General features: G+C 73.6%; 21 protein-coding genes and 1 CRISPR repeat array. Of the genes, 11 read left to right on the forward strand and 10 right to left on the reverse strand.

Annotated elements, in window-relative coordinates; all coding sequences use genetic code 11:
- The first annotated feature begins 56 nt into the window (after positions 1 to 56).
- Positions 57 to 635 carry a TetR/AcrR family transcriptional regulator gene (locus tag SM793_RS05410; RefSeq protein ID WP_320436849.1) on the forward strand — a complete coding sequence of 193 codons (579 nt, stop codon included), beginning with the start codon at positions 57 to 59 and terminating at the stop codon, positions 633 to 635.
- Between the two features lie 1,248 nt (positions 636 to 1,883).
- Positions 1,884 to 2,523: a CRISPR direct-repeat array (repeat unit 29 nt; unit sequence GGGACCAACCCCGCATGTGCGGGGAGCAG).
- Positions 2,524 to 2,709: 186 nt separating this feature from the next.
- On the opposite strand, the gene bla is transcribed toward SM793_RS05410, so the two are convergent.
- Both bla and SM793_RS05420 read right to left on the reverse strand, forming a co-directional pair.
- Positions 2,710 to 3,624, reverse strand: a complete 915-nt coding sequence (gene bla, locus SM793_RS05415; RefSeq protein ID WP_320436850.1) for a class A beta-lactamase — start codon at positions 3,622 to 3,624, stop codon at positions 2,710 to 2,712.
- Positions 3,625 to 3,752: 128 nt separating this feature from the next.
- On the reverse strand, positions 3,753 to 4,994 hold the full coding sequence (locus SM793_RS05420; RefSeq protein WP_320436851.1) for a glycosyltransferase: 1,242 nt from the start codon (positions 4,992 to 4,994) through the stop codon (positions 3,753 to 3,755).
- Positions 4,995 to 5,175: 181 nt separating this feature from the next.
- Between SM793_RS05420 and SM793_RS05425 the strand changes: the two genes are divergently transcribed.
- Positions 5,176 to 5,442, forward strand: a complete 267-nt coding sequence (locus tag SM793_RS05425; RefSeq protein WP_320436852.1) for a GlsB/YeaQ/YmgE family stress response membrane protein — start codon at positions 5,176 to 5,178, stop codon at positions 5,440 to 5,442.
- Positions 5,443 to 5,606: 164 nt separating this feature from the next.
- Here the strand turns inward: SM793_RS05425 and SM793_RS05430 are convergent, their stop codons facing one another.
- The 5 genes from SM793_RS05430 to SM793_RS05450 all read right to left on the reverse strand — a co-directional run bounded on the left by SM793_RS05430 (position 5,607) and on the right by SM793_RS05450 (position 9,482).
- Entirely contained in the window at positions 5,607 to 6,215 is a 609-nt protein-coding gene (locus tag SM793_RS05430) for a TetR/AcrR family transcriptional regulator (RefSeq protein ID WP_320436853.1), read from the reverse strand.
- A 173-nt stretch (positions 6,216 to 6,388) separates the two neighbouring features.
- Entirely contained in the window at positions 6,389 to 7,411 is a 1,023-nt protein-coding gene (locus tag SM793_RS05435) for an aldo/keto reductase (protein WP_320436854.1), read from the reverse strand.
- Positions 7,412 to 7,594: 183 nt separating this feature from the next.
- Positions 7,595 to 8,116, reverse strand: coding sequence for a (4Fe-4S)-binding protein (locus SM793_RS05440; RefSeq protein WP_320436855.1), 522 nt, complete (start codon positions 8,114 to 8,116; stop codon positions 7,595 to 7,597).
- Positions 8,116 to 8,418, reverse strand: coding sequence for a GNAT family N-acetyltransferase (locus SM793_RS05445; RefSeq protein ID WP_320436856.1), 303 nt, complete (start codon positions 8,416 to 8,418; stop codon positions 8,116 to 8,118). Before SM793_RS05445 ends, SM793_RS05440 begins: the two co-directional genes overlap by 1 nt.
- Before the next feature lie 116 nt (positions 8,419 to 8,534).
- Positions 8,535 to 9,482, reverse strand: coding sequence for a methyltransferase domain-containing protein (locus tag SM793_RS05450; RefSeq protein WP_320436857.1), 948 nt, complete (start codon positions 9,480 to 9,482; stop codon positions 8,535 to 8,537).
- 164 nt (positions 9,483 to 9,646) lie between these two features.
- Here SM793_RS05450 and SM793_RS05455 point away from each other — a divergent pair, with 164 nt between their 5' ends.
- The 3 genes from SM793_RS05455 (at position 9,647) to SM793_RS05465 (ending at position 14,089) form a co-directional block, all read left to right on the forward strand.
- Positions 9,647 to 11,239 (forward strand): sensor histidine kinase, encoded by a 1,593-nt coding sequence (locus SM793_RS05455; RefSeq protein ID WP_320436858.1) that lies wholly within the window; start codon positions 9,647 to 9,649, stop codon positions 11,237 to 11,239.
- Positions 11,236 to 11,895 carry a response regulator transcription factor gene (locus SM793_RS05460; protein WP_320436859.1) on the forward strand — a complete coding sequence of 220 codons (660 nt, stop codon included), beginning with the start codon at positions 11,236 to 11,238 and terminating at the stop codon, positions 11,893 to 11,895. Before SM793_RS05455 ends, SM793_RS05460 begins: the two co-directional genes overlap by 4 nt.
- A 694-nt stretch (positions 11,896 to 12,589) precedes the next feature.
- Positions 12,590 to 14,089 (forward strand): M20/M25/M40 family metallo-hydrolase, encoded by a 1,500-nt coding sequence (locus SM793_RS05465; protein ID WP_320436860.1) that lies wholly within the window; start codon positions 12,590 to 12,592, stop codon positions 14,087 to 14,089.
- A gap of 102 nt (positions 14,090 to 14,191) precedes the next feature.
- Here SM793_RS05465 and SM793_RS05470 read toward each other — a convergent pair whose 3' ends face one another.
- Positions 14,192 to 14,788: a winged helix-turn-helix domain-containing protein gene (locus SM793_RS05470; protein ID WP_320436861.1), complete on the reverse strand. Its 597-nt coding sequence runs from the start codon at positions 14,786 to 14,788 to the stop codon at positions 14,192 to 14,194.
- Positions 14,789 to 15,197: 409 nt separating this feature from the next.
- Here SM793_RS05470 and def point away from each other — a divergent pair, with 409 nt between their 5' ends.
- The 6 genes from def (at position 15,198) to paaE (ending at position 20,159) form a co-directional block, all read left to right on the forward strand.
- Positions 15,198 to 15,899, forward strand: coding sequence for a peptide deformylase (gene def, locus SM793_RS05475; protein WP_320436862.1), 702 nt, complete (start codon positions 15,198 to 15,200; stop codon positions 15,897 to 15,899).
- A gap of 216 nt (positions 15,900 to 16,115) precedes the next feature.
- Complete coding sequence (gene paaA, locus SM793_RS05480) at positions 16,116 to 17,270, forward strand: 1,2-phenylacetyl-CoA epoxidase subunit PaaA (protein WP_320436863.1); 1,155 nt, start codon at positions 16,116 to 16,118, stop codon at positions 17,268 to 17,270.
- Positions 17,267 to 17,560, forward strand: coding sequence for a 1,2-phenylacetyl-CoA epoxidase subunit PaaB (gene paaB, locus SM793_RS05485; protein ID WP_030391930.1), 294 nt, complete (start codon positions 17,267 to 17,269; stop codon positions 17,558 to 17,560). Before paaA ends, paaB begins: the two co-directional genes overlap by 4 nt.
- Positions 17,561 to 17,577: 17 nt before the next feature.
- On the forward strand, positions 17,578 to 18,459 hold the full coding sequence (gene paaC, locus SM793_RS05490; protein ID WP_320436864.1) for a 1,2-phenylacetyl-CoA epoxidase subunit PaaC: 882 nt from the start codon (positions 17,578 to 17,580) through the stop codon (positions 18,457 to 18,459).
- 5 nt (positions 18,460 to 18,464) lie between these two features.
- Entirely contained in the window at positions 18,465 to 19,007 is a 543-nt protein-coding gene (paaD, locus tag SM793_RS05495) for a 1,2-phenylacetyl-CoA epoxidase subunit PaaD (protein ID WP_320436865.1), read from the forward strand.
- Positions 19,008 to 20,159 (forward strand): 1,2-phenylacetyl-CoA epoxidase subunit PaaE, encoded by a 1,152-nt coding sequence (paaE, locus tag SM793_RS05500; RefSeq protein ID WP_320436866.1) that lies wholly within the window; start codon positions 19,008 to 19,010, stop codon positions 20,157 to 20,159.
- A gap of 64 nt (positions 20,160 to 20,223) precedes the next feature.
- Here paaE and SM793_RS05505 read toward each other — a convergent pair whose 3' ends face one another.
- Both SM793_RS05505 and SM793_RS05510 read right to left on the reverse strand, forming a co-directional pair.
- Positions 20,224 to 21,480: an NAD(P)-binding domain-containing protein gene (locus tag SM793_RS05505; RefSeq protein ID WP_320436867.1), complete on the reverse strand. Its 1,257-nt coding sequence runs from the start codon at positions 21,478 to 21,480 to the stop codon at positions 20,224 to 20,226.
- Between the two features lie 97 nt (positions 21,481 to 21,577).
- Positions 21,578 to 21,952 carry a YbjQ family protein gene (locus tag SM793_RS05510; protein WP_045938048.1) on the reverse strand — a complete coding sequence of 125 codons (375 nt, stop codon included), beginning with the start codon at positions 21,950 to 21,952 and terminating at the stop codon, positions 21,578 to 21,580.
- Positions 21,953 to 21,977: the final 25 nt, after the last annotated feature.

Genomic DNA, 21,977 nt, shown 5'->3' on the forward strand with positions numbered 1-21,977 from the left:
GTGCGGGTGCCGGCGGCGGCATCATCCGGATGGGGAATCCGGTTAACATGGCCCCTATGACGACGCCCCTGCGCAAGGACGCGGCCCGCAACTGGGACCGGATCGTCGCCGTCGCCCGCGCGCTGGTCGACCAGGGCACACCATTGCAGCTGAACGACGTCGCCGGCCGCGCCGGACTCGGAGTCGGCACCGTCTACCGGCACTTCGCCACCCCCGAGGCGCTGCTGGAGACCGTCGCCACTCCCTGCCTCGAAGCCCTGGTCGCCCACGGCCGGCACGCGCTGGCCGACACCGACCCCTGGCGCGCACTCGAGGCCTTCCTGTTCCGCACTGTCGAAGCGCAGGTCACCGACGCGTCCTTGGCCCCGGTCGCCGCCGCAGCCACCGACACCCTGCCGCGAACCACGGAACTCAAGGAAGAGCTCCAGTCGGTCGGCGGCGCGCTCCTCGACCGGGCCCACGACGCCGGGGCGGTCCGCCGCGATCTGGCCGCCGCCGACCTCGTCCCGCTCATGTGCGGCATCGCCTACGCGGTCAACGTCCACGACGGCACACCCGCCGACCGGATCGACACCGCGCACCGCTACCTGGCCACACTCCTCGAAGGACTGCACGCCACGCCACAGCACGCGTGAGAACACCGCCCGCGCACCAATCTGGGCGATCCGGGCGGTCCGTAGGGTTCCCCGTGGACGACGAGGTCGCCGTCGACCGCGTAGTGCACGCCCCTGTCACCGTTGATCCGAGCAGGAGCCCGAAGCACCTGCCCCCGGATCGGCTGAGGATCGTAGATCTCGTCAGCCACCAGAAGGCGCGCGGCTCGGGGCCGCCGCCGAACCGCCGGATCACCTCGGCCTCGGCAACACCCTCGACGAGTGCGAGGACCGGACCGGGGAGAACTCTTCCTCGTCCTCGATCCAGGGGCCGCCCGGGCTCGCGACCACAAGCTGTCGGCGCCCCGGCCAAGCCTTCTCGGACGTTCCGCCCAGACCCGGCAGGTCGGCCGATCAGTGGCTCCCCAACTCGCCGAAGTGGCTCCCGAACTCACCGAAGAACACCCGCCATGAACGAGTACACCGCCGCCCCGAACGGCCTGGACCCGGCCCGTTCACGCCGAAACCATGGCGCTTCATATGACCCGACAAGATCGGGCCGTTGCCCCCGCACCGGGCCCGACGGTGGGTCGGGCCCGGTGCGGCGCAGGGGACTACGAATCCTGCTGGGACCCGCGGCGGCGTGCCGGCCCAGCCGCAGCCGCGACAACTACCAGGGCAACCAGGGTGGCGACACCGAGCCGGACGCCGACGTCGGCTGGGGCGCTCGACCCCGCACCAGCCGCCACGCAGACGGCGAGCAGGCTCAGCAGTGTCATCTCTCCGTGGCGGCTGAGGCTGAACGGCATTGGCTTGGACGTCATGTGGTTCTCCGTTGATCAGATCGGAGGTCGAGGCCGCGATTGCGGCAGCGCCGTCGGAGTCGAAACGACTCGGTGGCGAGCGCTGGACCTGGCGCCCAGTATGCGCAGAGATGTACCGAAAAGAGCGGAATGACTTGTTGGAATGTAGCTGTTGGTGCGGAGGCAGTAACACAGTTGTCGAGACAGGTCATGGCAAGCAGGCGCGTTCGCGACGATGCGGACGACAGATCCCCATCGGAGTGGCGAAAAAGACAGGCCTTCCGATTCCAGGGATGGGGTTCGGGTGGCCAACCCCGCATGCACGGGGAGCAGAGGTCCGCTGGTGCCGCGAGGGCAGTCACACAGGGATCATCCCCGCGTACCGCAGGGATCGGCTGCCCATTGTATTTCGAGGATGTGATGTGAACGGCCCTCCCCGCATGCGTGGGGAGCAGTTCGTCTACGAGGTCCGGGGCGTCGTTCGCCGGGGGCCAACCCCGCATGCGCGGGGAGCAGGAGGAGTTCGAGCGGATGCGCCGCGACCTGCTGGGACCAACCCCGCATGCGCGGGGAGCAGATGAGCACCTTCGAGAAGATCGGCATGGGGATCGGGGCCAACCCCGCATGCGCGGGGAGCAGGAGACCACCTGCTCGAGAGCCGTGACGGCACTGGGACCAACCCCACATGCGCGGGGAGCAGGCGGCCGAGGTGGCGTTCTTGACCGTGTCCCAGGGACCAACCCCGCATGCGCGGGGAGCAGGCGGCCGAGGTGGCGTTCTTGACCGTGTCCCAGGGACCAACCCCGCATGCGCGGGGAGCAGAGCTCGAACGTCAACTTCGTCTTGCCGCGCCCGGGACCAACCCCGCATGTGCGGGGAGCAGGACCCGGCCACCTGGGCCAAGGCCAACCCCGGGGGACCAACCCCGCATGTGCGGGGAGCAGACACCGGCCCACCGGGGCAGCGGGGCGTCCGGGGGACCAACCCCGCATGTGCGGGGAGCAGCTGCAGATCGGCGGGGAGGCGGTGATGGAGACGGGACCAACCCCGCATGTGCGGGGAGCAGAATGGACCTCTCCGGCCGGGCCCTCGGGACTTGGGACCAACCCCGCATGTGCGGGGAGCAGAGTTCGTGAGCTGGGGTGTTGTCACGCGCGAGTGGCGGTTTTGGTAACTTCCTTTGAATCGGGCATTCTTCGCAATCCGGCGAGAGTGTGGGTCAATGTCAGGCTACTGGGCACGAAGATCGAGGGCAGGCGAGCCATGGCGAGTCTCCTTCGACGGCGGTAGCCGGTGTGCGGGCGTGTCGGATGCTAGGCCAGTGCAGCGGCGGCCAGCCTGGCGGTCTCGGCGATCAGTGGTTCATCGGCCGACGCGTCGGCGGCGTTCTTGGTGGAGAGCACGGCCACCACGATCGGGCCTCCCGCCGGGGGCCAGGTGATTCCGACATCGTTGGTGGTGCCGTAGCTGCCGGTGCCGGTCTTCTCTGCGACGGCCCAGGTTGTCGGCAGTCCGGCGCGCAGGCGGTTGGTGCCGGTGGTGTTGGTCAGTAGCCAACTGGTCAGCCGCTGCCTGTCGGCCGTGTCGAGGGCCTTGCCGAGGGTGAGTCGGGCGTAGGTGAGGCCGAGGGCGCGAGGGCTCGACGTGTCGGTGGGGCGGCCTGGTTCGGCGGAGTTCAGTGCGGGCTCCCAGCGGTCGAGCCGGGTCACTCGGTCGCCGACGGAGCGGCAGAACCGGGTGATCGCTTCCGGGCCGCCGAGTTCACGGAGGAGGAGGTTGGCGGCGGTGTTGTCGCTGTACTGGATGGCCGCCGCACACAGCTCCTCGACCGTCATGCCGGCTTCGAGGTTCGCGGGCAGGCCCGTGATCGGCGCGTAGCCTGATTCCGCTACATCCCTCGTCGTGTAGTGCAGTCGTTCGGCGAGGAACGTGCCGTCCTGATCGAGGTCCCTCAGCACCGCGGCCACGGCGATCGTCTTGAACGTGGAGCACATGGGGAACAGTTCGTCCGCGCGATACGCCACCCTCCGTCCGGTGGCGGCGTTTTGGGCGAAGACCCCCAGTCGTGCGGAGTGCAACCCTTCGAGCGCGCCGAACTGATCGGCGAGTTCGCCGCCACGTGCGTGTGTTCCCTGCGCGAGGGCGCGTCCTCCACTGGAGAGGACGGTGACTGTCGCGACCGCCGCGACTCCACCAAGGACCTGTCGCCGCCCCGGCCGGTAGTTCATGCCGCCTCCTCTTGATGCCGTGTTCGCGAGCATTCCCCGTACGCGCGAGGGGTCTTCTGAACGTATCGCCGAATTCACTGCGCCGGACGATGGGGGTGCGCTTCGACGAGTTCCCGGCCGGTTCGGGGCTATCGGGCCAGGCGGTCGATGGTGGCCAGGACGCCGGCCGGGCCGTCCTCGGTGGCGAGGGCCGAGGCGAGGGTGTGGGCGTGGGTGCGGTGGTGGGGGTTGTCGAGGGTCTGGCGGATGGCGGTGGCGAGGCGGGGGGCGGTGAGGCGGGGGAGGGGGATCGGGCCGGGGGAGGTGCCGAGGCGGGTGAGGCGGGCGGACCAGAAGGGGGCGTCGAGTTGGGCGGGGACGGGGATGGTGGGGGTGCCGGCGCGGAGGGTGGCGGCGGTGGTGCCGGCGCCGGCGTGGTGGACGGTGGCGGCCATGCGGGGGAAGAGCCAGTCGTGCGGGGTGTCGCCGATGGTGAGGACGTCGTCGTTGTCCTCGGGTGCGGCGAGGCCGCTCCAGCCGGACTGGACGACGGCGCGGACGCGGGCGGCACGGACGGCGGCGAGGACGGTGGCGGTGAGCCGTTCGGGGTCCGGGACGACGAGGCTGCCGAAGCCGATGTACACGGGTGGCGGTCCGGCGGCGAGGAAGTCCAGGAGGCGGTACGGGGGTTGCCAGTCGGGGTCGGTCCGGGGCCACCAGTAGCCGGTGACGCCGAGGGACGGGTGCCAGTCGGCGGGGCGGGGGACGACTCGTGGTGAGAAGCCGTGCAGCACGGTGCGATGCCGGCGGCCATGTGCTACGGAGCTTGCGGGTAAGCCGAGTTGGCGGCGGAGGCCGTGCACGGCGGGGGCGAAGAGCCGGTCGACGGCGGACTGCACGGCGTGGCCGGCGAGCAGGTTGCCCGGTCCGCCGAGGGATCGGGTGCCGGTGACGGCCGGGGCGAACTCGCGTGTGGGGGTGAGGGGTTGGAGGTGGAGGGCGATGTTCGGGATGCCGGCGGCCTCGGCGACGGCCTGCCCCAGGTCGGCGGTGGTGCTGGTGGTGAGGAGGAGGTCGGCGCCGGGTTCTGCCGCGGCGGCGATCCCGACGCCGAGGGCGGGCATGAACGCGCGGGCGAGGCGCATCAGTTGGATGATGCCGAGTGGCCCGGATCCGGCCCGCAGGAGCTGTTGGCCGTGGGCGGAGGCGAGTTCGGCGCGCGGGTCGATCGGCAGCGGGCGGAACTCCAGTCCGCAGGCGCGGACGGATTCGGCGAAGGTGGTGTGGGTGGCGAAGGCCACCTGATGGCCGGCCGCGTGGAGGCGGGCGCCGAGTCCGGTGAACGGAGCGACGTCGCCCCGTGAGCCGGCGGTGGCGATCAGGATGCGCATGGCCGCAGTATTCCGGGGCAGTCGGGTCCCGAGAAGGGCGCCACGCCAGCGGTGGACCGCGGGCCGCGGGCCTTCGCGCGCGGAGGTGCCGGGCGCGGAACCGTCCGGCGGTGGTGCGGCGTCCCTGCAGGCAGTACGGCGTGCACGGGGCCGCCGTACGGCTCGGAGGGCGGTTGGACGCATGAGCTTCGTCGCATGGATCGTGCTTGGCCTGGTGGCCGGGGCCCTGGCCAAGCTGCTGCTGCCGGGGCGGGACCCGGGGGGCCTGGTCGTGACCACCCTGATCGGTGTCGCCGGCTCCTTCGTCGGCGGATGGATCTCCGCGAAGTTCCTGGACCGGCCGGTGACGGCGCAGTTCTTCGACCTGGCGACGTGGGCCTCCGCGATCGGTGGCGCCCTGGTGCTGCTGATTCTCTACCGGGTCGTCTTCGGCAACTCCCGCGACTGACGGCGGGCCGGGGCGAAGGATCGGGACGACTGGTCGGACCGGCCGCGCGGAAGACGGCGCGGCCGGTCCGTCGTGTCCGGTCTGTCGTGTCCAGCGGGTGGGTGCGGGAGGAACATGCGGCAGGTGGGTGGCGCCGCGCGGGGGAGGGTTGCGCGGGGGAGGGCTCAGGCCCTGGCCGCCAGGCCGCCGAGGATGAGCCGCCAGAGGGCCTCGAACCGCTCGTCGGCGGCCGGGTCGGACCAGCTCGCCGCATGGGCGGGGTCGTGGAAGTGGGCGGTCGCCTCGAACACGGCGCGGGCGGTCGGGCCGATGTGGACGGTCGGGTCGGTGGGGGCGGAGTGGAACTCCTTGCTCTCCACGCCGGCCCGGACGATATCGGCGATCTGGGCGATCAGCGTCCCGATGTGGGTCTCGACCGTGCGGCTGTTCTCGCCGACCAGCGTCATGTACGTCGCGAACAGCTGAGGGTCGTCGAAGGCCTTCCGGCGCTTGGCGGCGAAGAGCGCGGTCAGCCAGCGGTGCAGGCGCTCGGCGGCCGGCCCGGGCCCGGTGGCGATGAGGCGCAGCTCGTCGTGGGCCTGGGCGAGCCAGCGTTCGGTGACGGCCTCGCGCAGCGCCGCCTTGCTCGGGAAGAAGCGGTAGACGCTGCCGTGGCTGACGCCGAGCGTGCGGGCGACGTCGACGACGGTGGCCTTCGCCGGGCCGAACCGCCTGAGGACGTCCTCCGTCGCGCTCAGGATCTGCTCGGCGGTGAGTGCGCTGTCCGTGCTCACGGGGCGGTACGTCCTTACGGGTGAGGCGTCCGCCCGCCGGGGTGCGGCGGGTGGACGGTCTGCCGGGCGGCAGCCGGTCGAGGGCGGGGCCGTCGGTCGGCCGGGCGGTCGGCGGCTGGTACGGGTGCTGACGGCCCGCCCGGAGCGGGCTGCCGACGCGGCCGCGACCGCGCTCAGTGCTCGCTGTCGAGATGGGCCATCTGGGCGGCAGCGTACCTGTCGCCGGCCGCGGACCCGGCGGGGACCGCCGCCTCGATGGCCGCGAGGTCGGCCTCGGTGAGGGTCACGTCGAGCGCTCCGAGGGCCTCGGTGAGGCGGTCGCGGCGGCGGGCGCCGACCAGCGGGACGACGTCCTCGCCGCGCGAGGCGACCCAGGCGATCGCGATCTGCGCGACGGTGGCGTTCCGTTCGGCGGCGACCGTGCGCAGGGCGTCGACGAGCCGGAGGTTGTGGGCGAGGTTGTCGCCCTGGAAGCGGGGGCTGTGGCCGCGGAAGTCGGTGCCGGACAGTTCCCGGTCGTTCTGCCAGTGGCCGCTGAGCAGGCCGCGCGAGAGCACACCGTAGGCGGTGACGCCGATGCCGAGCTCGCGCGCGGCGGGCAGGATCCCGGTCTCGACGGAGCGGGAGATGAGCGAGTACTCGATCTGGAGGTCACTGATCGGGTGGACGGCGGCGGCCCGGCGCAGGGTGTCGGCGCCGACCTCGGAGAGGCCGATGTGGCGGACGTAGCCGGCCTGGACCAGCTCGGCGATCGCGCCGACGGTCTCCTCGACCGGCACGGCCGGGTCCAGTCGGGCGGGGCGGTAGATGTCGATGTGGTCGGTGCGCAGACGGCGCAGGGTGTAGGCGAGGGCGGTCTTGACCGCCGCCGGGCGGGCGTCGTAGCCGAGCCACTGGCCGTCCGGGCTGCGCTGGGCGCCGAACTTCACGCTGATCCGGACGTCCTCGCGGTCGCGGCCGCGCAGCGCCTCGTGGATCAGCAGCTCGTTGTGGCCCATGCCGTAGAAGTCGCCGGTGTCGAGCAGGGTGACGCCGGCGTCGAGGGCGGCGTGGATGGTCGCGACGCTTTCGGCCTCGTCGGCGGGTCCGTAGAGGTCCGACATGCCCATGCAGCCGAGGCCGAGGGTGGAGACCGTCGGGCCGGTGGCGCCGAGCTTGCGCGGGGGGAGGTGCTGGGAGTTCTGGGTGGTGGACATGGGTCAACGATGACACAGCGAGTGACAGAATTCAAAATCTGTCATCTGAAATCTGTTCGCTGTTATTTGTCGATCGCTGGGCCCGGATCTGGCTGCAGAGGCGCTGCGGGGCGGGCTCTAGGGCGGGCGCCGGGAGGCGCGGGGCCATTCAGGCCTTGGCCGCCGCGTACCGATGGGAGGGCCTCATCCCTTGTGCACGCCGCACTCCCCGCTCCGGTCGCAGTACGGCGGCTCCGCGCTCCGGCCGCAACCGCACAGCATCGCCCGCGGTGTCTCCCGGACCTCGCCCGACGCGTCCGTCACCCGCAGTTCGCCTCGGACCAGCAGCCGCCCGTCGGCCGCACGCCGCACCGCGGTCGGCCGCTCCGGGAGCTCCGCCCCGCCGTCCGCCAGCCGGTAGGCCAGCGCTCCCGTCGGACAGCGGCGCACCACTTCGGCGATCACCCCCGGCTCGGCGGCGTCCGGCATGATCCACGGCCGCCGCGCCGTGTCGAACACCGCGGGCAGCCCGTGCACGCACTCGGCGGCATGCCGGCACAGCCGGGCGTCGAAGGACACCGTGATCCCGTCGCCCCGGTAGGCCCGGGCGCCGCTGCCGCGCCCACCCGCTGCCCTTCCGCTCCCGCTCTCACCCGCGCGCCCGGCGTCACGCATGCCCTCGGTGCCGCCCGCGCCCTCGGTGCCTGCGCGGCTGACGGCGGCCATCAGTCGCTCACCCGGCTGCGGTTCTCGTACGCCAGGTCGACGTACTCGGGATGCCGGAGCATCCACCCCTTGATGAACGGGCACGTCGCCAGGACCGCCAGCCCCCGCGCCCGCGCGTCGTCCAGGGCCGCCCGCGCCAGCGCCCCGCCGATGCCCTGCCCCTCGTACGCGGGCTCGACCACCGTGTGCGGGTACACCACCAGCCCGTCGCTGCGCAGGTACTCGGCGAACCCGGCCAGAGTGCCGTCCGACCACGCCTCGAACCGGGTGGCACCTTCGGCGTCACGGATCGTGACTGTCATGGCGGACTCCTCGCTGCTCGACCTACTGCCCGATGCTTCTTCGCTGCTCAACGCACTGCTTGATCCACTGCTCGGCCTGCCAGCCGGCCCGCCGCCGCGTCGGGGGCGCCGGTCCATCATCGAGCGGACGCCGCGGCCCCGCCCGCCGAACTGTCGACGCTCGTGACGGCCGCACCCGGTTGGCCCGCAACCGGTGCACCCACCGCCGCGCTCGCGGGCCCCGAGCCCGTCGCCGACCGGCTCCCACCCGGTGCGCGCAGCAAGTGGGCCCGCGCCGGGGGGACGTTCCGCCACACCACCCGGCTCCCCAGCCCGTACTCCTCCTCGAACCGGCGCAGTAACCGCGCCACCGCCCGGTGCCGCGCACTCTGCCGGGGGCCGGACGTCAGCAGCCGTGCCGCCGACGTCCCCAGGTATGCGAAGTACGTCAGCTCGCCTCCCGGCACCAGCAGCCGCAGATAGAGATCGAGGATGCGCCGCACCTCCGCCGGCTCGAAGTTGGTGAACGGCAGCCCCGACACGATCACGTCGTACCGTTCGGCCGTCGCTCCCGACCGACCGTCGCCGTGCGCCCCGTCCCCGGCGTCGGGTGGGCCGCAGCCCGGGAGCTCCTGCACCCGGCATGTCGACAGCCGCAGGTCCAGCTTTCCCCCGCGCCGGGCCAACTCCTCGTCCGCCCGCAGCCGTTGGGCGAACCGGGGATTGGGCTCCACCACATGCAACCGGTCTCCCGCCCGCAGCACCCGGACCAGCCGCCGCGTCACCGCGCCCGTCCCGGCACCCACCTCCAGCACCGAGAGCGGCTGGTCCGGGCGGCTCGTCGCCGGGATCGCCAACGCGTTCACCAGATCCACCCCGCTCGGTGCCACCGCGCCCGTCCGCCGGAATGTGCGCAGCGCCTCGGACAGGAAGAGCCAACCGTCGCCACCGTCCGGTCCCCGTCGCCCGGCGCGAGCGGTCGGGGTGTTCGCGATCTCTGTGGTGTCGGTGTCGGTGTCGGTGTCGGTGCCGGTTTCGGTGTCGGTGTCGGAGGCGGGCCCACGAACAGGCTGATGCGTCGTCATGACAGCGACGTTAGAGACGGTCCGACCTGCGTGGAATGGCCGAAAGATGCTCCGTACCCCCGACGAAAGTCGAGGGTGCCGATGGCCGATCGACAGGGGAGACGCACTGCCGGTTCGTCGTAGCATCGGGGCCCGGACGACGGACGGAAGGAGGCGAGATCCCCATGGACAACCAGAAACCCCTGCTCGGCTGGTACGCGCCCGGCCGGCACCGCCCGACCGAGACGCTGCTCCTGCTGACCGTCCTCGCACTCGTCGTCGAGGAGAGCCTCGCCCAGTGGCACGTCCACGACCTCCCCTGGCACCCGGTGCGCATGGCCGGGGCCGTCCTCGCCCCGCTGTCCCTGCTGCTGGCCCGTCGCCACCCGGTCGCCGCCGCCGTACTTCCCGTACTGTTCAGCGGACTGCTGAACCGCGCCTTCCCCGGCCTGTTCAGCCTCTACCACCTGGCCTCGACGGGCCGCTCCGGCCCGGCACTCGTGGCCGCGGCCGTGCTCGCCGGGCTCGGTGCGGTCCGTGCCGAGTCCCTCGCCGACTGGGCCGGCAGCACCGGTTCCCAACTCCTGGTCGAGGCGGCCGTCGTCTCCCTCGGGCTGTGGCTGCACGGCCGCCGCGAGCTGATCCGGACCCTGAACGCCAAGGTCGAGGCACTTGACCGGGAGCGCGAACTCCGAGCCGAACAGGCCCGCTCCGCCGAACGCGCCCGGATCGCCCGCGAGATGCACGACGTCCTCGCCCACCGGCTCAGCCTTCTCGTCCTGCACGCCGGTGTGCTGCGCGACCAGAGCCAGGCAGGCACGGTGGCGGACGACCCGGACCGCCTCGCCCACCGCCTCGAACTGCTCCGGGCCACGGCCGCCCGCTCGCTCGACGACCTGCGAGACGTACTCGGCGCGCTCCGGGCCGATCCGCCCGAACCCGTGGGGACGACTCCGTCGTCCGGTCCGTCGGAGCCGGTCGTCCCGTCCGGCCACGCCGGACCAGCCGGTGACGCCGGGGCGCCCGACAGCACCCGAACCGCCGTCGGGCCGTGGAGCGCGAGCGCGAGTACGAGAGCGAGTACGGGCGGGAGTACGGGCGGGAGTACGGGGCCGGGCACCGAATCGGGCCCCGCTCCCACTTCGGCAGGCGACGCGCTGCTCCCCGGACTCGCCGCGTCCCGTCCATCCTCCGATCCCCACCGGCCCGTCGACCCCGACGCGCCGGCCGACTCCAGTCCGCCCGTCGCCGCGCCCGCCCTGCGCGACCTCGCCGAACTCGTCGCCGAGGCCGCCGGCTCGGGCCAGCGCGTGGAACTCGCCCTCACCGGTGACCCGGAGGACATCCCGACCACCCACCGGCTGGCCGTGCACCGGGTCGTCCAGGAGGCGTTGACCAACGCGCGCAAGTACGCGCACACCGCCCCGGTGACCGTCCGCGTCCGGTACGGCGCGCCCGCGACGACCGTGGAGGTACGCAACGGCGCGGGTGACCCGGCTCCGTCCGGTGCCTGTACCGGGGGCGGTTACGGCCTGGTCGGGCTCGGCGAGCGGGTCGGTGCGCTCGGCGGGCACTTCGACGCGGGCTCCGACGGGCGGGGCGGGTTCCGTCTCGCCGCCCGCCTCCCGGCACCGGCCCGGCCCCCGGTCCGGCCGCCGCACCCACGGCCGCCCGCCCCACCGGCCGTCCCGCCGCCCGGCCAGCACACTGGCCAGCACCCCGCCCCGGCGGCCGCCGGCCCGCGGACCGGCCCGAACCCGCCGAGTGAGGCGCTGTGATCCGCACCATGGTGGTCGACGACGATGCGCTGGTCCGGCTCGGACTCGTCGACCTGCTCGCCCAGGACCCGGAACTGACCGTGGTCGCCGAGGCCGCCGACGGACTGGAGGCCGTCGAACTCGCCACCCGCCACCGCATCGACGTCGCCCTGATGGACATCCGGATGCCCAGGCTCGACGGCATCGCCGCGACCCGGCGGCTGCGCGCGCTGCCGGACGGTCCGCGCGTCATCGCGCTCACCACCTTCGACCTCGACGAGTACGTCTACCGGGCGCTGGCAGCCGGCGCCGACGGCTTCCTGCTCAAGGACACCCCGCCCGCCGAGATCGCCCGCGCCGTCCACGTGGTCGCCGGCGGACAGGGCATGCTCCACCCGTCCGCCGCCCGCCGCCTCATCGACCGTTACCACCGCACCGGCGAGCCACGCGCGGTCGCGGCCCGGAGCCGCCTGGAGGGGCTCACGCCGCGCGAGGGCGAGGTGCTGCGGGAACTCGCCGTCGGCCGCTCCAACGCCGAGATCGCGGCCGTCCTCGGGATGCGCGAGAGCACGGTCAAGGCCCATGTCAGCCGAATCCTCACCGCGCTGGGAGTCGGCAACCGGGTCCAGGCGGCACTGCTCGCCCGGGACGCCGGCATGGTGGACGACAGCGGCTGACCCGACCGCCCTCGGCTCGTGCGACGATCCGTCCGCACTTCTCCACCATCGCGTGGGAACACGGTGATTTGCCCGAACCGACCGCTCCCGGATCAGCGTCGCGCCGTACTCGAAGCCGATCCGCCGTCACCCATCTGGCTTGGAAAAGGCGCGGCTTGGCGTTCTGTGCTGCCGAACCCCGGCCCCGGGTCCATGGTGGAGGTGGGCGCGATCCGGCGACCGCGCCCGCGCGCCGAGCCGGGTTCGCATGTCGTGCGCCGACCGCCGTTCAGCGGCCGGGCGACGGGGCGGATTCCCGACCCCGGCACGCTGGGAGCAGGGCCACCTCGCAGGAAACCGAACGGTTCTTCTAGGCTCACATCTCGGCTTCCCTGCAGCGGTGCGTCGTTCTGCGCCCGCCGCAAGGGAAGCCGCCGTCCACGGTGGCTCCGGGACGATCGGGGCCACCGGATCGAGCGAGGAGGACGTACATGCCACACACGCCGCCCAGCCGTTCCAGCGCAATTGGAACGGACGGAACCTCTTGGTGTCCCGCCGTCACGCCCGGGCCCGTCGGCCCGGCGGCCTGGTCGGGGCGGACCGGCCGCACCGGCCGATCCGCGCGGCCGCTGTATACCGGCGGCGGCCGCGGAGGCAAGCGTTGAGTCCTCAAGCCGTCCGCCCCGCGACTCCCGCGGCGAGCCCCGTGACCGCCGTGACCCCTGTCCCTGCCGCTGCCCCGGTGGCCGTCGCCGCCGGCACGATCACCACCCCGGCCGCCCCAACACCGGCTGCCGCCACCGGATCCGCCACGGCGAACGTCGCCGCCACCCCGGCGAACGCCGCCGGCACCACGACGGGCAGCACGATGACGGCCGGCGCCACCACTGCCGCCGCCGCCCTCGGAACGACCGTGAGAACCGGCACCGCCCGAACCGCCCTCGCCCAGGCCGCCCCCACACCCGCCGCCGCGTCACCCACCGCCGCGGCCCCCCGCACTCCGGCCGTCCCCGACAGCGAGGGCCAACCCGGCCCCACCGCCGCTCTCCCCGGTCTGCCGCAGGCCCTCAGCACCCGCGCCCGCACCCTCGCCGGAGCCGTCCGGCGACGCTGCGCGGACCTGGCCCGGATCGAGTCCCCCAGTGGCGACGCGCCCCGACTCGACGCCCTCGCCGAGGAATTGGCCGCCGGATTCCGGGCCACCGGCGCCACCGTCCAGCGCGAACCGGGCCCGGCCGGCGACCACCTCGTCCTCCAATGGGAGGGCCGGGACGAAAGCCTGCCGCACCTCCTCGTGGTCGGTCACCACGACACCGTCTGGCCGGCCGGCATCCTCACCGACTGGCCGGTCACCGAGCAGGACGGCATCCTGAGCGGGCCCGGCGTGGTCGACATGAAGGGCGGACTCGCCATCCTGGAAGGCGCCTTCGCCCTGCTCGCCGACCTCGGCCAACGCCCCCACCGCACGGTCCGCCTGGTCGTGGTCTCCGACGAGGAGGTCGGCAGCCCGGACGGCAAGCGCCTCGTCGAACGCCAACTGCGGGACGCCGCCGCCGTACTGGGCCTCGAACCGCCGCACCCGGACGGCCGGCTCAAGACCGCCCGCCGCGGCTCCACCCGGGTGCGGCTCACCGTCACCGGGCGCGAGGCCCACGCCGGCAACGACGCCGCCGACGGCGTATCGGCAGTGGACGAACTGGTCGACCAGCTCGTCGCCGTCCGCGGCCTCGTCAGCTTCCCCGGCACCGAGCTGAACGCGGGCCGGATCAGTGGCGGCAGCCGGGCCAACGTCGTGGCGGGCCGGGCCGAGGCGGAACTCGGTCTGCGCTTCTCCACCACCGAGGCGCAGCGCCGGACCCTCGACCACCTCGCCCGGCTGACCGCGCTGCGACCGGGCGCGCGGGTGCGGACCGAGGTGCTGTCCAGCCGCCCGGCCTGGCCCGAGCGCTCCGCCAACCCGCTGCTGCGCCATGTCCGTTCGCTCGCTGCGGTGCTCGGGCAGCAGCTGGACGGCGGTCCGGCGGGCGGCGCGGGCGACACCAACCTGCCGGGCTCGCGCGGACTCCCCACGCTCGACGGCTTCGGCGCCGTCGGCGGCGGCGCGCACGCGCGGCACGAGCACATCCGGATCGACCAGCTGGCACCGAGGATCGCCCTGCTGGCGGCGCTCCTCGCCGTCCCGCTCCCACGGCTGCGCGACCGCTCGGAGGGGTGACAGGGCGGAGTGTGCCGGCCGGTGACGGCTGACGCGTGACCGTGGACCGTCGGCGGACAGCTGACGGCTGGCAGATCGTGAAATCTGTCAGCCGTCGGCTGTTCAGTGCGCTTCGGCTTCCTCTCCGGTGCCCGCGAGCAGCGGGTAGAGCCGGGTGACCGCCGCGACGGGGTGCGTCCCGGTGCGCGGTTCGCGCTGCCGGTAGGGCGCGAGCAGGGCTCGGACGGCGGCGCCGAGGTCGGCGAGTTCGTCGCTGGTGAGGTGCAGGACGTCGCTGGAGGTCTGGTCCCGCTGCCATTCGGCGGGTGCGGCGGACCGGTTGGCGAGCCAGCGGCGGTAGCTGCCGTCCTCCAGCTCGGTCGCCAGCTGGGGGGTCAGGTCGCCGCCGGTCCGGCCGGTCGCCGACGGACCCGGCTCGGGAGGCATCAGCGACCCCTCCCATCGCAGCCGCCACGGACGGGAACGGCCGTCCCCGGTCGGCGCCTCCTCGATCAGCCCGTGCCGGGCCAGCTGCCGGAGGTGGAAGGAGCATGTCCCGGAACTCTGGCGGAGCATCTGCGCCGCCTGGTTCGAGGTGATGCTGCCCCACTCGGCGATCAGGTCGAGCAGTGCGGCGCGGACCGCGTGCTGCGGCAGCGGTCGCGAGGGCGCCCCGCTCCGGGGGACGGCCGGTTCGGCGGGAGTGCTGTGGGTGGTCACTTTGCAAAGAGTCCACTTTGCAAAGTTCTTTGGCAAGTCGGGATCGCGTCGATTCGTAGCCAGTCGGGTGTTTGCCCAGCATATGAGGCTAATGAGGGCGGGTGAGGGATCGTTCGGCGACGGCTTCCCCACACTTTGCAAAGTGCCCACTTTGCAAAGTGTGGAACAGTGACGAGCAGTCGAGCCGAGCCGAGCCGATGCCGCATCGCCGGTGCCGGATCCTGCCGCCACGGTGCCGCATCGGGCACGGTGGCGCGGAGAGCACGGTGACGCAGGGCTTCGGACGCACGGCAACGCGGGACTTCGGGCACAAACGGCAACGCAGGCTTCGGATACGCAGCCACGCAGGATGGGGCACGCGCGAGCGCAGCAGCGCGGAAGCCGCAGGCATCGCAGAGGGGGAAGGACCATGGCGCGACGCGGGTCGGTGGAGCGGCTGGAGCAGGTGGAGCCGGTTCGGGGGCAGGTGAGGTCGCAGGGCGAGGTGCAGGCGGCCTACCCGGAGGTGCCGCCGGAGGCGTTGCGGGGTGAGGTGCGGCGGGTCACCGTCGTCGGGGAGGACGTCCTGCACCGCCGGTGCCGGGAGGTGGCGGAGGAGGAGTTCGGCACTCCCGCACTGGCGCGGCTGATCGACGACATGTTCGCCACCATGCGGGTCGCCGAAGGGGCCGGACTGGCCGCGAACCAGATCGGCGTCGACCTCCGGCTCTTCGTCTGGGACTGCTTCGACGATGACGGCGTCCGCCACGTGGGCCACATCCTCAACCCGGTGCTCGACGAGCTGCCCGCCGGGGCGCGCCGGCTGGTCGAGGCGGAGGAGGGCTGCCTGTCCGTCCCCGGCCCGTACGCGGACCTGGCCCGCCCGGACCGGGCGGTGGTCCGGGGCCGGGACCTGGACGGCCGGCCGCTGGTCGTCGAGGGGCGCGGCTACTTCGCGCGCTGCCTCCAGCACGAGGCCGACCATCTGGGCGGCGGCCTCTACATCGACCGTCTCGCCGCCCGGGAGCGGCGCGCGGCGCTGCGCCGGATGGAGGAGCGCAAGGCGGAGGTGTTCGCCGGGCGGGCCGTTCGCGCGGAGGAGCTGGCCGCCCTGCGCCGGACGTCGGCCTGACCTGGGCTCTTTGCGCCGTCGGCGGGTGACCGACAGCGACGCGCTCCACTCGGCCGGGCCCGAGCCCCCAGAGGCCCGGGCCCGGCCTCTGCTCGACCCCTCCCCGCCGTTCCAGTTCCGGGCCGCTGCCGGACTCCGGGCCGTCGCCCCGCCCCCGAGCCCGCCGCCCCGACATCGGCGGTGCTCCCTTGTCAGCCGCCCGTCTCACCGCGCACAATGGTACCGACCGAACGGTCAGTCGGTTGGCGGACCGCCGACGGGTGGGGACACAGGCAGCGAAAGGGGACCGTGGTGACAGCAGAGGTGGCCGAGCGGCCCGGGGCATCGCCCGAGGAGGCGTTCGAGGCCGTCATCGCCGCGGAGCAGCGCATCGAGCCCCGCGACTGGATGCCCGACGCCTACCGGGCGACCCTCGTCCGCCAGATCGCGCAGCACGCCCATTCCGAGATCATCGGCATGCAGCCCGAGGGCAACTGGCTCACCCGCGCCCCCTCCCTCCGGCGCAAGGCGATCCTGCTCGCGAAGGCCCAGGACGAGGCCGGCCACGGCCTGTACCTCTACGCCGCCGCGGAGACCCTCGGCGTGGACCGCGCCGAACTCACCGAGAAGCTGATCTCCGGTCGCCAGAAGTACTCCTCGATCTTCAACTACCCGACCCTCACCTTCGCCGACGTCGGTGTGATCGGCTGGCTGGTGGACGGCGCCGCGATCTGCAACCAGGTCCCGCTGTGCCGCTGCAGCTACGGCCCGTACGCGCGCGCCATGGTCAGGATCTGCAAGGAGGAGTCCTTCCACCAGCGCCAGGGCTACGAGCTGCTGATGACGTTGATGCGCGGCACCGAGGCCCAGCGCCGGATGGTCCAGGACGCGGTGGACCGCTGGTGGTGGCCGTCGCTGATGATGTTCGGCCCCTCGGACGCCGCCTCGCCGAACACCGCCCGTTCGATGGCCTGGCGGATCAAGCGGCACACCAATGACGAGCTGCGGCAGCGCTTCGTCGACATGACCGTGCCGCAGGCCGAGCACCTCGGCGTCACCCTCCCCGACCCCGGGATGAGCTGGAACGCGGAGCGCGGCAGCTGGGACTTCGGCGAGCCGGACTGGTCGGAGCTGAACCGGGTCATCCAGGGCCAGGGCCCGTGCAACGCCCAGCGCGTGGAGCGTCGGCGGGCCGCCCACGAGGACGGCGCGTGGGTGCGCGAGGCGGCCACCGCGTACGCGGAGAAGCGCCGCGCCGAGGCCGGCGCGGGTACGCGGACGGACGCCCGTACGCGGACGGACGCCGGTACCCAGACGGACACCCGTACGACGACGAACGCCGCTACGACGACGAACGCCGGCACGGAGAAGGAACAGGAGAACGGAAAGTGACCGAGTCCAAGGCCGGCTGGCCGCTCTACGAGGTGTTCGTGCGCCCCCGGCGGGGTCTGAACCACGTGCACGTCGGTTCCCTGCACGCGGCCGACGACCGGATGGCGCTGCTCGCCGCCCGCGACCTCTACACCCGCCGCAACGAGGGCGTCAGCCTCTGGGTGGTCCGCTCCGACGCCATCACCGCGTCCACCCCGGACGAGCGCGACCCCTTCTTCGCGCCCAGCGGCGACAAGGTCTACCGCCACCCGACCTTCTACGACATCCCCGAGGATGTCCCGCACATCTGACCGGGAGCAGCCGAACCATGACCGACGACCACGTGTACCTGAGCCTCGCCGAGGCGTCCCCCGAGCCCGAGGGCGAGGGCCGCTGGGCGTACGGGACGGGCTTCGCCGACCCGCTGCTCGGGGTGGACACCGCCGTCCCGCCCGGGCTGGACGGGGCCGACCTCGCGGCCTACTGCCTCATGCTGGGCGACGACGCGCTCGTGCTCTCCCAGCGCCTCATCGAGTGGTGCACCCGTGCGCCGGAGCTGGAGGAGGAGGTCGCGCTCGCCAACCTCGGCCTCGACCTCCTCGGCCAGGCCCGCCAACTGCTCACCCGGGCCGGGCAGGCGGACGGTTCCGGGCGGACCGAGGACGACCTGGCGTACTGGCGCGAGGAGCAGGACTTCCGCAACGTCCGCCTGGTCGAGGCGCCGAACGGGGACTTCGCGTACTCGATCGCCCGCCTGCTGCTGTTCTCCACCGTCCGCGGCGCGCTGTACGAGGCGCTGGCCGGGCACGCCGATCCGGTGCTGGCGGCGGTCGCGGCGCGCGGGGTGAAGGAACTGGCGTACCACCGCGAGTACGCCACCGCGTGGACGCTGCGGCTCGGCGACGGCACACCGTACTCGGCCGCCCGGATGCAGGCCGGCCTGGACGCGGTCTGGCCGCTGTTGGAGGAGCTCTTCACCGCGCACCCGGTCGAGCTGCGGGTCGGGGTGGACCCGGCGGTGCTGCGCGAACCGGTGCTGCGCTCACTGGCGGCGGTGCTGGCGGAGGCCGGGCTGGCCGTGCCGGACGCACCGGGGCTGGCGACCGTCGGCGGCCGGGCGGGCCGGGACGGTGTGCACAGCGAGGCCCTGGGCCTGCTGCTCGCCGAGATGCAGGTGCTGGCCCGCGCGCATCCGGGTGCGACGTGGTGACGGCCGTGGCCGGGGAGCGCGCGTCGAGCGGGGCGGCCTGGGCGGTCGCGGCCGCCGTGCCGGACCCGGAGCTGCCGATGCTGACCCTGGCCGACCTGGGTGTGCTGGCCGAGGTGGAGGTGGCCGGGGGGCCTGAGGACCCGGTGGTGACCGCCTGGCTCACCCCGACCTATTCCGGCTGCCCCGCCGTCGCCGAGATGGCCGCCGATGTGGACCGGCGGCTGCGCGCGGCCGGGTTCGCGGACGTCCGGGTCCGGCTGCGGCTCGACCCGCCGTGGTCGACCGACCTGATCACCCCGGAGGGCCGGCGCAAGCTCGCCGAGGCCGGCATCGCCCCGCCGAGGCCCGGGGGCGGTGCGGCGGGCAGCGGCGGCACCACCCTGCTGAGCCTCGGCCCGACCCGGGTCGCCGCCGCCCCGCCCGTCGCCTGCCCGCTCTGCGGCGGTACCGACACCGAGGAGCTGTCCCGCTTCGGCTCCACCGCGTGCAAGGCGCTGTGGCGCTGCCGCGAGTGCCGCGAGCCTTTCGAACGCGTCAAGGAGATCTGAATGGCCGCCGTCCCACCAGTAGTTCCGGCCGTTCCGGCCGTCCCCGCAGCCGCCCCGTCGCCCGTCCGCCCGGCCCGCCGGCCGGCGTTCCACGTCCTGCGCATCGCCGCGGTGGAGCGGCTCTGCGACGACGCCGTCGCCGTGACCTTCGCGGTGCCGGAGGGGCTCACGGAGGCGTTCGCGTTCCGGCCGGGGCAGACGCTGACGCTGCGCCGGGTGGTGGACGGGGTCGACGAGCGCCGCTCGTACTCGATCTGCGCCCCCGTCGGCGGCCCGCTGCGCATCGCCGTGCGCGAGGTGCCGGGCGGCCTGTTCTCCCGCTGGCTGGTGCGGGACGCCGGGCCGGGGGAGGAGGTGGAGGTGCTGATGCCGTCCGGCCTGTTCACCCCCGACCTCGGCGAGCCCGCCGACCATGTGCTGCTGGCCGCCGGTTCCGGTGTCACACCGATGCTGTCCATCGCCGCCTCCGTGCTGGCCGCCGACCGCACCTCGACCGTGACCCTGCTCTACGGCAACCGGCGCAGCGACACCGTGATGTTCGCGGACGAGCTGGCCGACCTGAAGGACCGCTACCTGGGCCGCTTCCAGCTGGTCCACGTGCTCTCCCGGGAGACCCGGGACGCGGAACTGCTCAGCGGCCGGCTCGACCCGGAGCGGGTCGAGGCCCTGCTGCGGGCGCTGGTGGACGTGCCGGCGGTCGGCCACTGGTGGCTCTGCGGGCCGTTCGGGATGGTCGCCGGGGCGAAGGAACTGCTCGGCGGGTTGGGCGTGCCGACCGAACGGGTGCACCAGGAGCTGTTCCACGCCGAGGACGATCCGATCAGTGGACGCGCCGACGACACGCCGGGCGCGGCGGACGGCGCCGAGGGCGTCGAACGCAGCGAGGTCACCGTCGTCCTGGACGGCCGGGGCAGCACGCTCAGCCTCCCGCGCGACCGGTCGGTGCTGGACGGCGCGCAGCGCTCCCGGCCGGACCTGCCGTTCGCCTGCAAGGGCGGCGTGTGCGGGACGTGTCGCGCCCTGGTCACCGAGGGGGAGGTGTCGATGCGGCGCAACTTCGCCCTGGAGGAGAAGGAGTTGGCGGCCGGCTACGTCCTCACCTGCCAGGCCCGTCCGGTGACGGACCGGGTGACGGTCGACTACGACCGCTGACAGCCGAGGCGGGCGAGCGCCCGGCCGCGCCCGCCTCGGCCGCGCCGCCCGCCGGCGGCCGGCCCTACCCGGCCGCCACCGCGACCTGGGCCACCGCGACGTTCGCCACCGCGATGTCGGCCATCGCCACGTTCCGCACCGCGACATCCGCCGAATCGGCGACGCCCGGTGCGCCGAGCAGCCCGACGATCTCGTTGGCCGCCGTCCGGCCCGCGCGGTTGGCGCCGACGGTGCTGGCGGACGGCCCGTAGCCGACCAGGTGGACCCGGGGGTCGGCGGTCGCCCGGGTGCCGGTCAGGGCGATGCCGCCGCCGGGGGAGCGCAGGCCGAGCGGGGCGAGGTGGCCGACCTCGGGGCGGAAGCCGGTCGCCCAGATGATCGCGTCGACGGCGAGTTCCTCGTCCCCCCACGCGACCCCGTGCTCGGTGAGGCGGTCGAACATCGGCCGGCGCCGCAGCGCGCCCAGCTCCTCGGCGCGGCGGTAGGCCACCGACGGTCCGAGCCCGGTCACGCTCACCACGCTCCGCACCGGCAGCCCCTGGCGGACCCGCTCCTCGACCTTGGCGACCACGGCGCGCCCGTACTCGGGGGTGAACGGCCCGGCGTGGTACACCGGCGGGGTGCGGGTGACCCAGACGGTCTCGCCGACCGCCGCGACCTCCGACAGCACCTGGATCGCCGAGGCGCCTCCACCCACCACCAGGACCCGCCGGCCGGCGAACTCCTCCGGCCCCCGGTAGGCGGCGTAGTGCAGCTGCCGCCCGGTGAACCGGCCCGGGTAGTGGGGCAGGAAGGGCCGGGTCCAGGTGCCGGTGGCGTTGATCAGGGCCCGGGCCGACCAGGTGCCGGAGTCGGTCTCGACCAGCAGCCGGGCGTCGGGGCGCGCCGATTCCGAGCGCACCGCCAGGACCTTGACCGGGCGCACCACCGGGAGCGCGTGCTGTGCTTCGTACGCCGCGAAGTACCCCGGGACGACTTCGCGCGCCGGTGCGTTCGGGTCGACGTCGGGCAGTTCGACGTCGGGCAGGTCGTGGAAGCCGTGCACGGTGGCCATCCGCAGCGAGGGGGACCGGTGGGCCCAGGCACCGCCGGGGGCGTCGTCGGCGTCGAGTACGACGAACCCGCCGGTGCCTCCGGCGTCGGTCGCCCCGCTCGCCCCGCTCGCCCCGCTCGCGCCGCTTCCCGCGACGGCTTCGCGGTACGGGGCGAAGCCGCGGCGGCGCAGGTGGTAGGCGGCGGACAGGCCCGCCTGGCCCGCGCCGACCACCACGACGTCGACCCGCCGGACCGGGTCGGACTTGGTTGCACCGTAAACAGTCACGCCGGTGAAACATCCGGTGCGCGGCGAGTGTTCCCGGCCGTGGCCGGGCCGGGAACACGTCCGACTCGGGCCGTGGCCGGGCCGGAGCAGGTCGGACTCAGGCCGTGGCCGGGGAGATCACCACCGCGGTCCCGTACGCGCAGACCTCCGTGCCGACGTCCGCCGCCTCCGTGACATCGAACCGGAACATCAGCACCGCGTTCCCGCCGCGCGCCTTGGTCTGCTCGACCAGCCGCTCCATCGCCTCGTTCCGGCTCTCCACCAGGGTCTTGGTCAGGCCGCGCAGCTCGCCGCCGACCAGCGACTTCAGCGAGGCGCCGATCTGGCTGCCGATGTGCCGGCTGCGCACCGTCAGGCCGAAGACCTCGCCGATCACATGGTCCACCCGGTAGCCGGGGATGTCGTTGGTGGTCACTACCAGCACCTGGGCGTCCGGGCGCTGCCCACCGCCGTACTCGTCGATGTTTGCCATGGCGCCATCCTGCGGGCGGTTCGAC

The sequence above is a fragment of the Kitasatospora purpeofusca genome, assembly GCF_034043715.1.
In the GTDB taxonomy this organism is placed as follows: domain Bacteria; phylum Actinomycetota; class Actinomycetes; order Streptomycetales; family Streptomycetaceae; genus Kitasatospora; species Kitasatospora purpeofusca_A.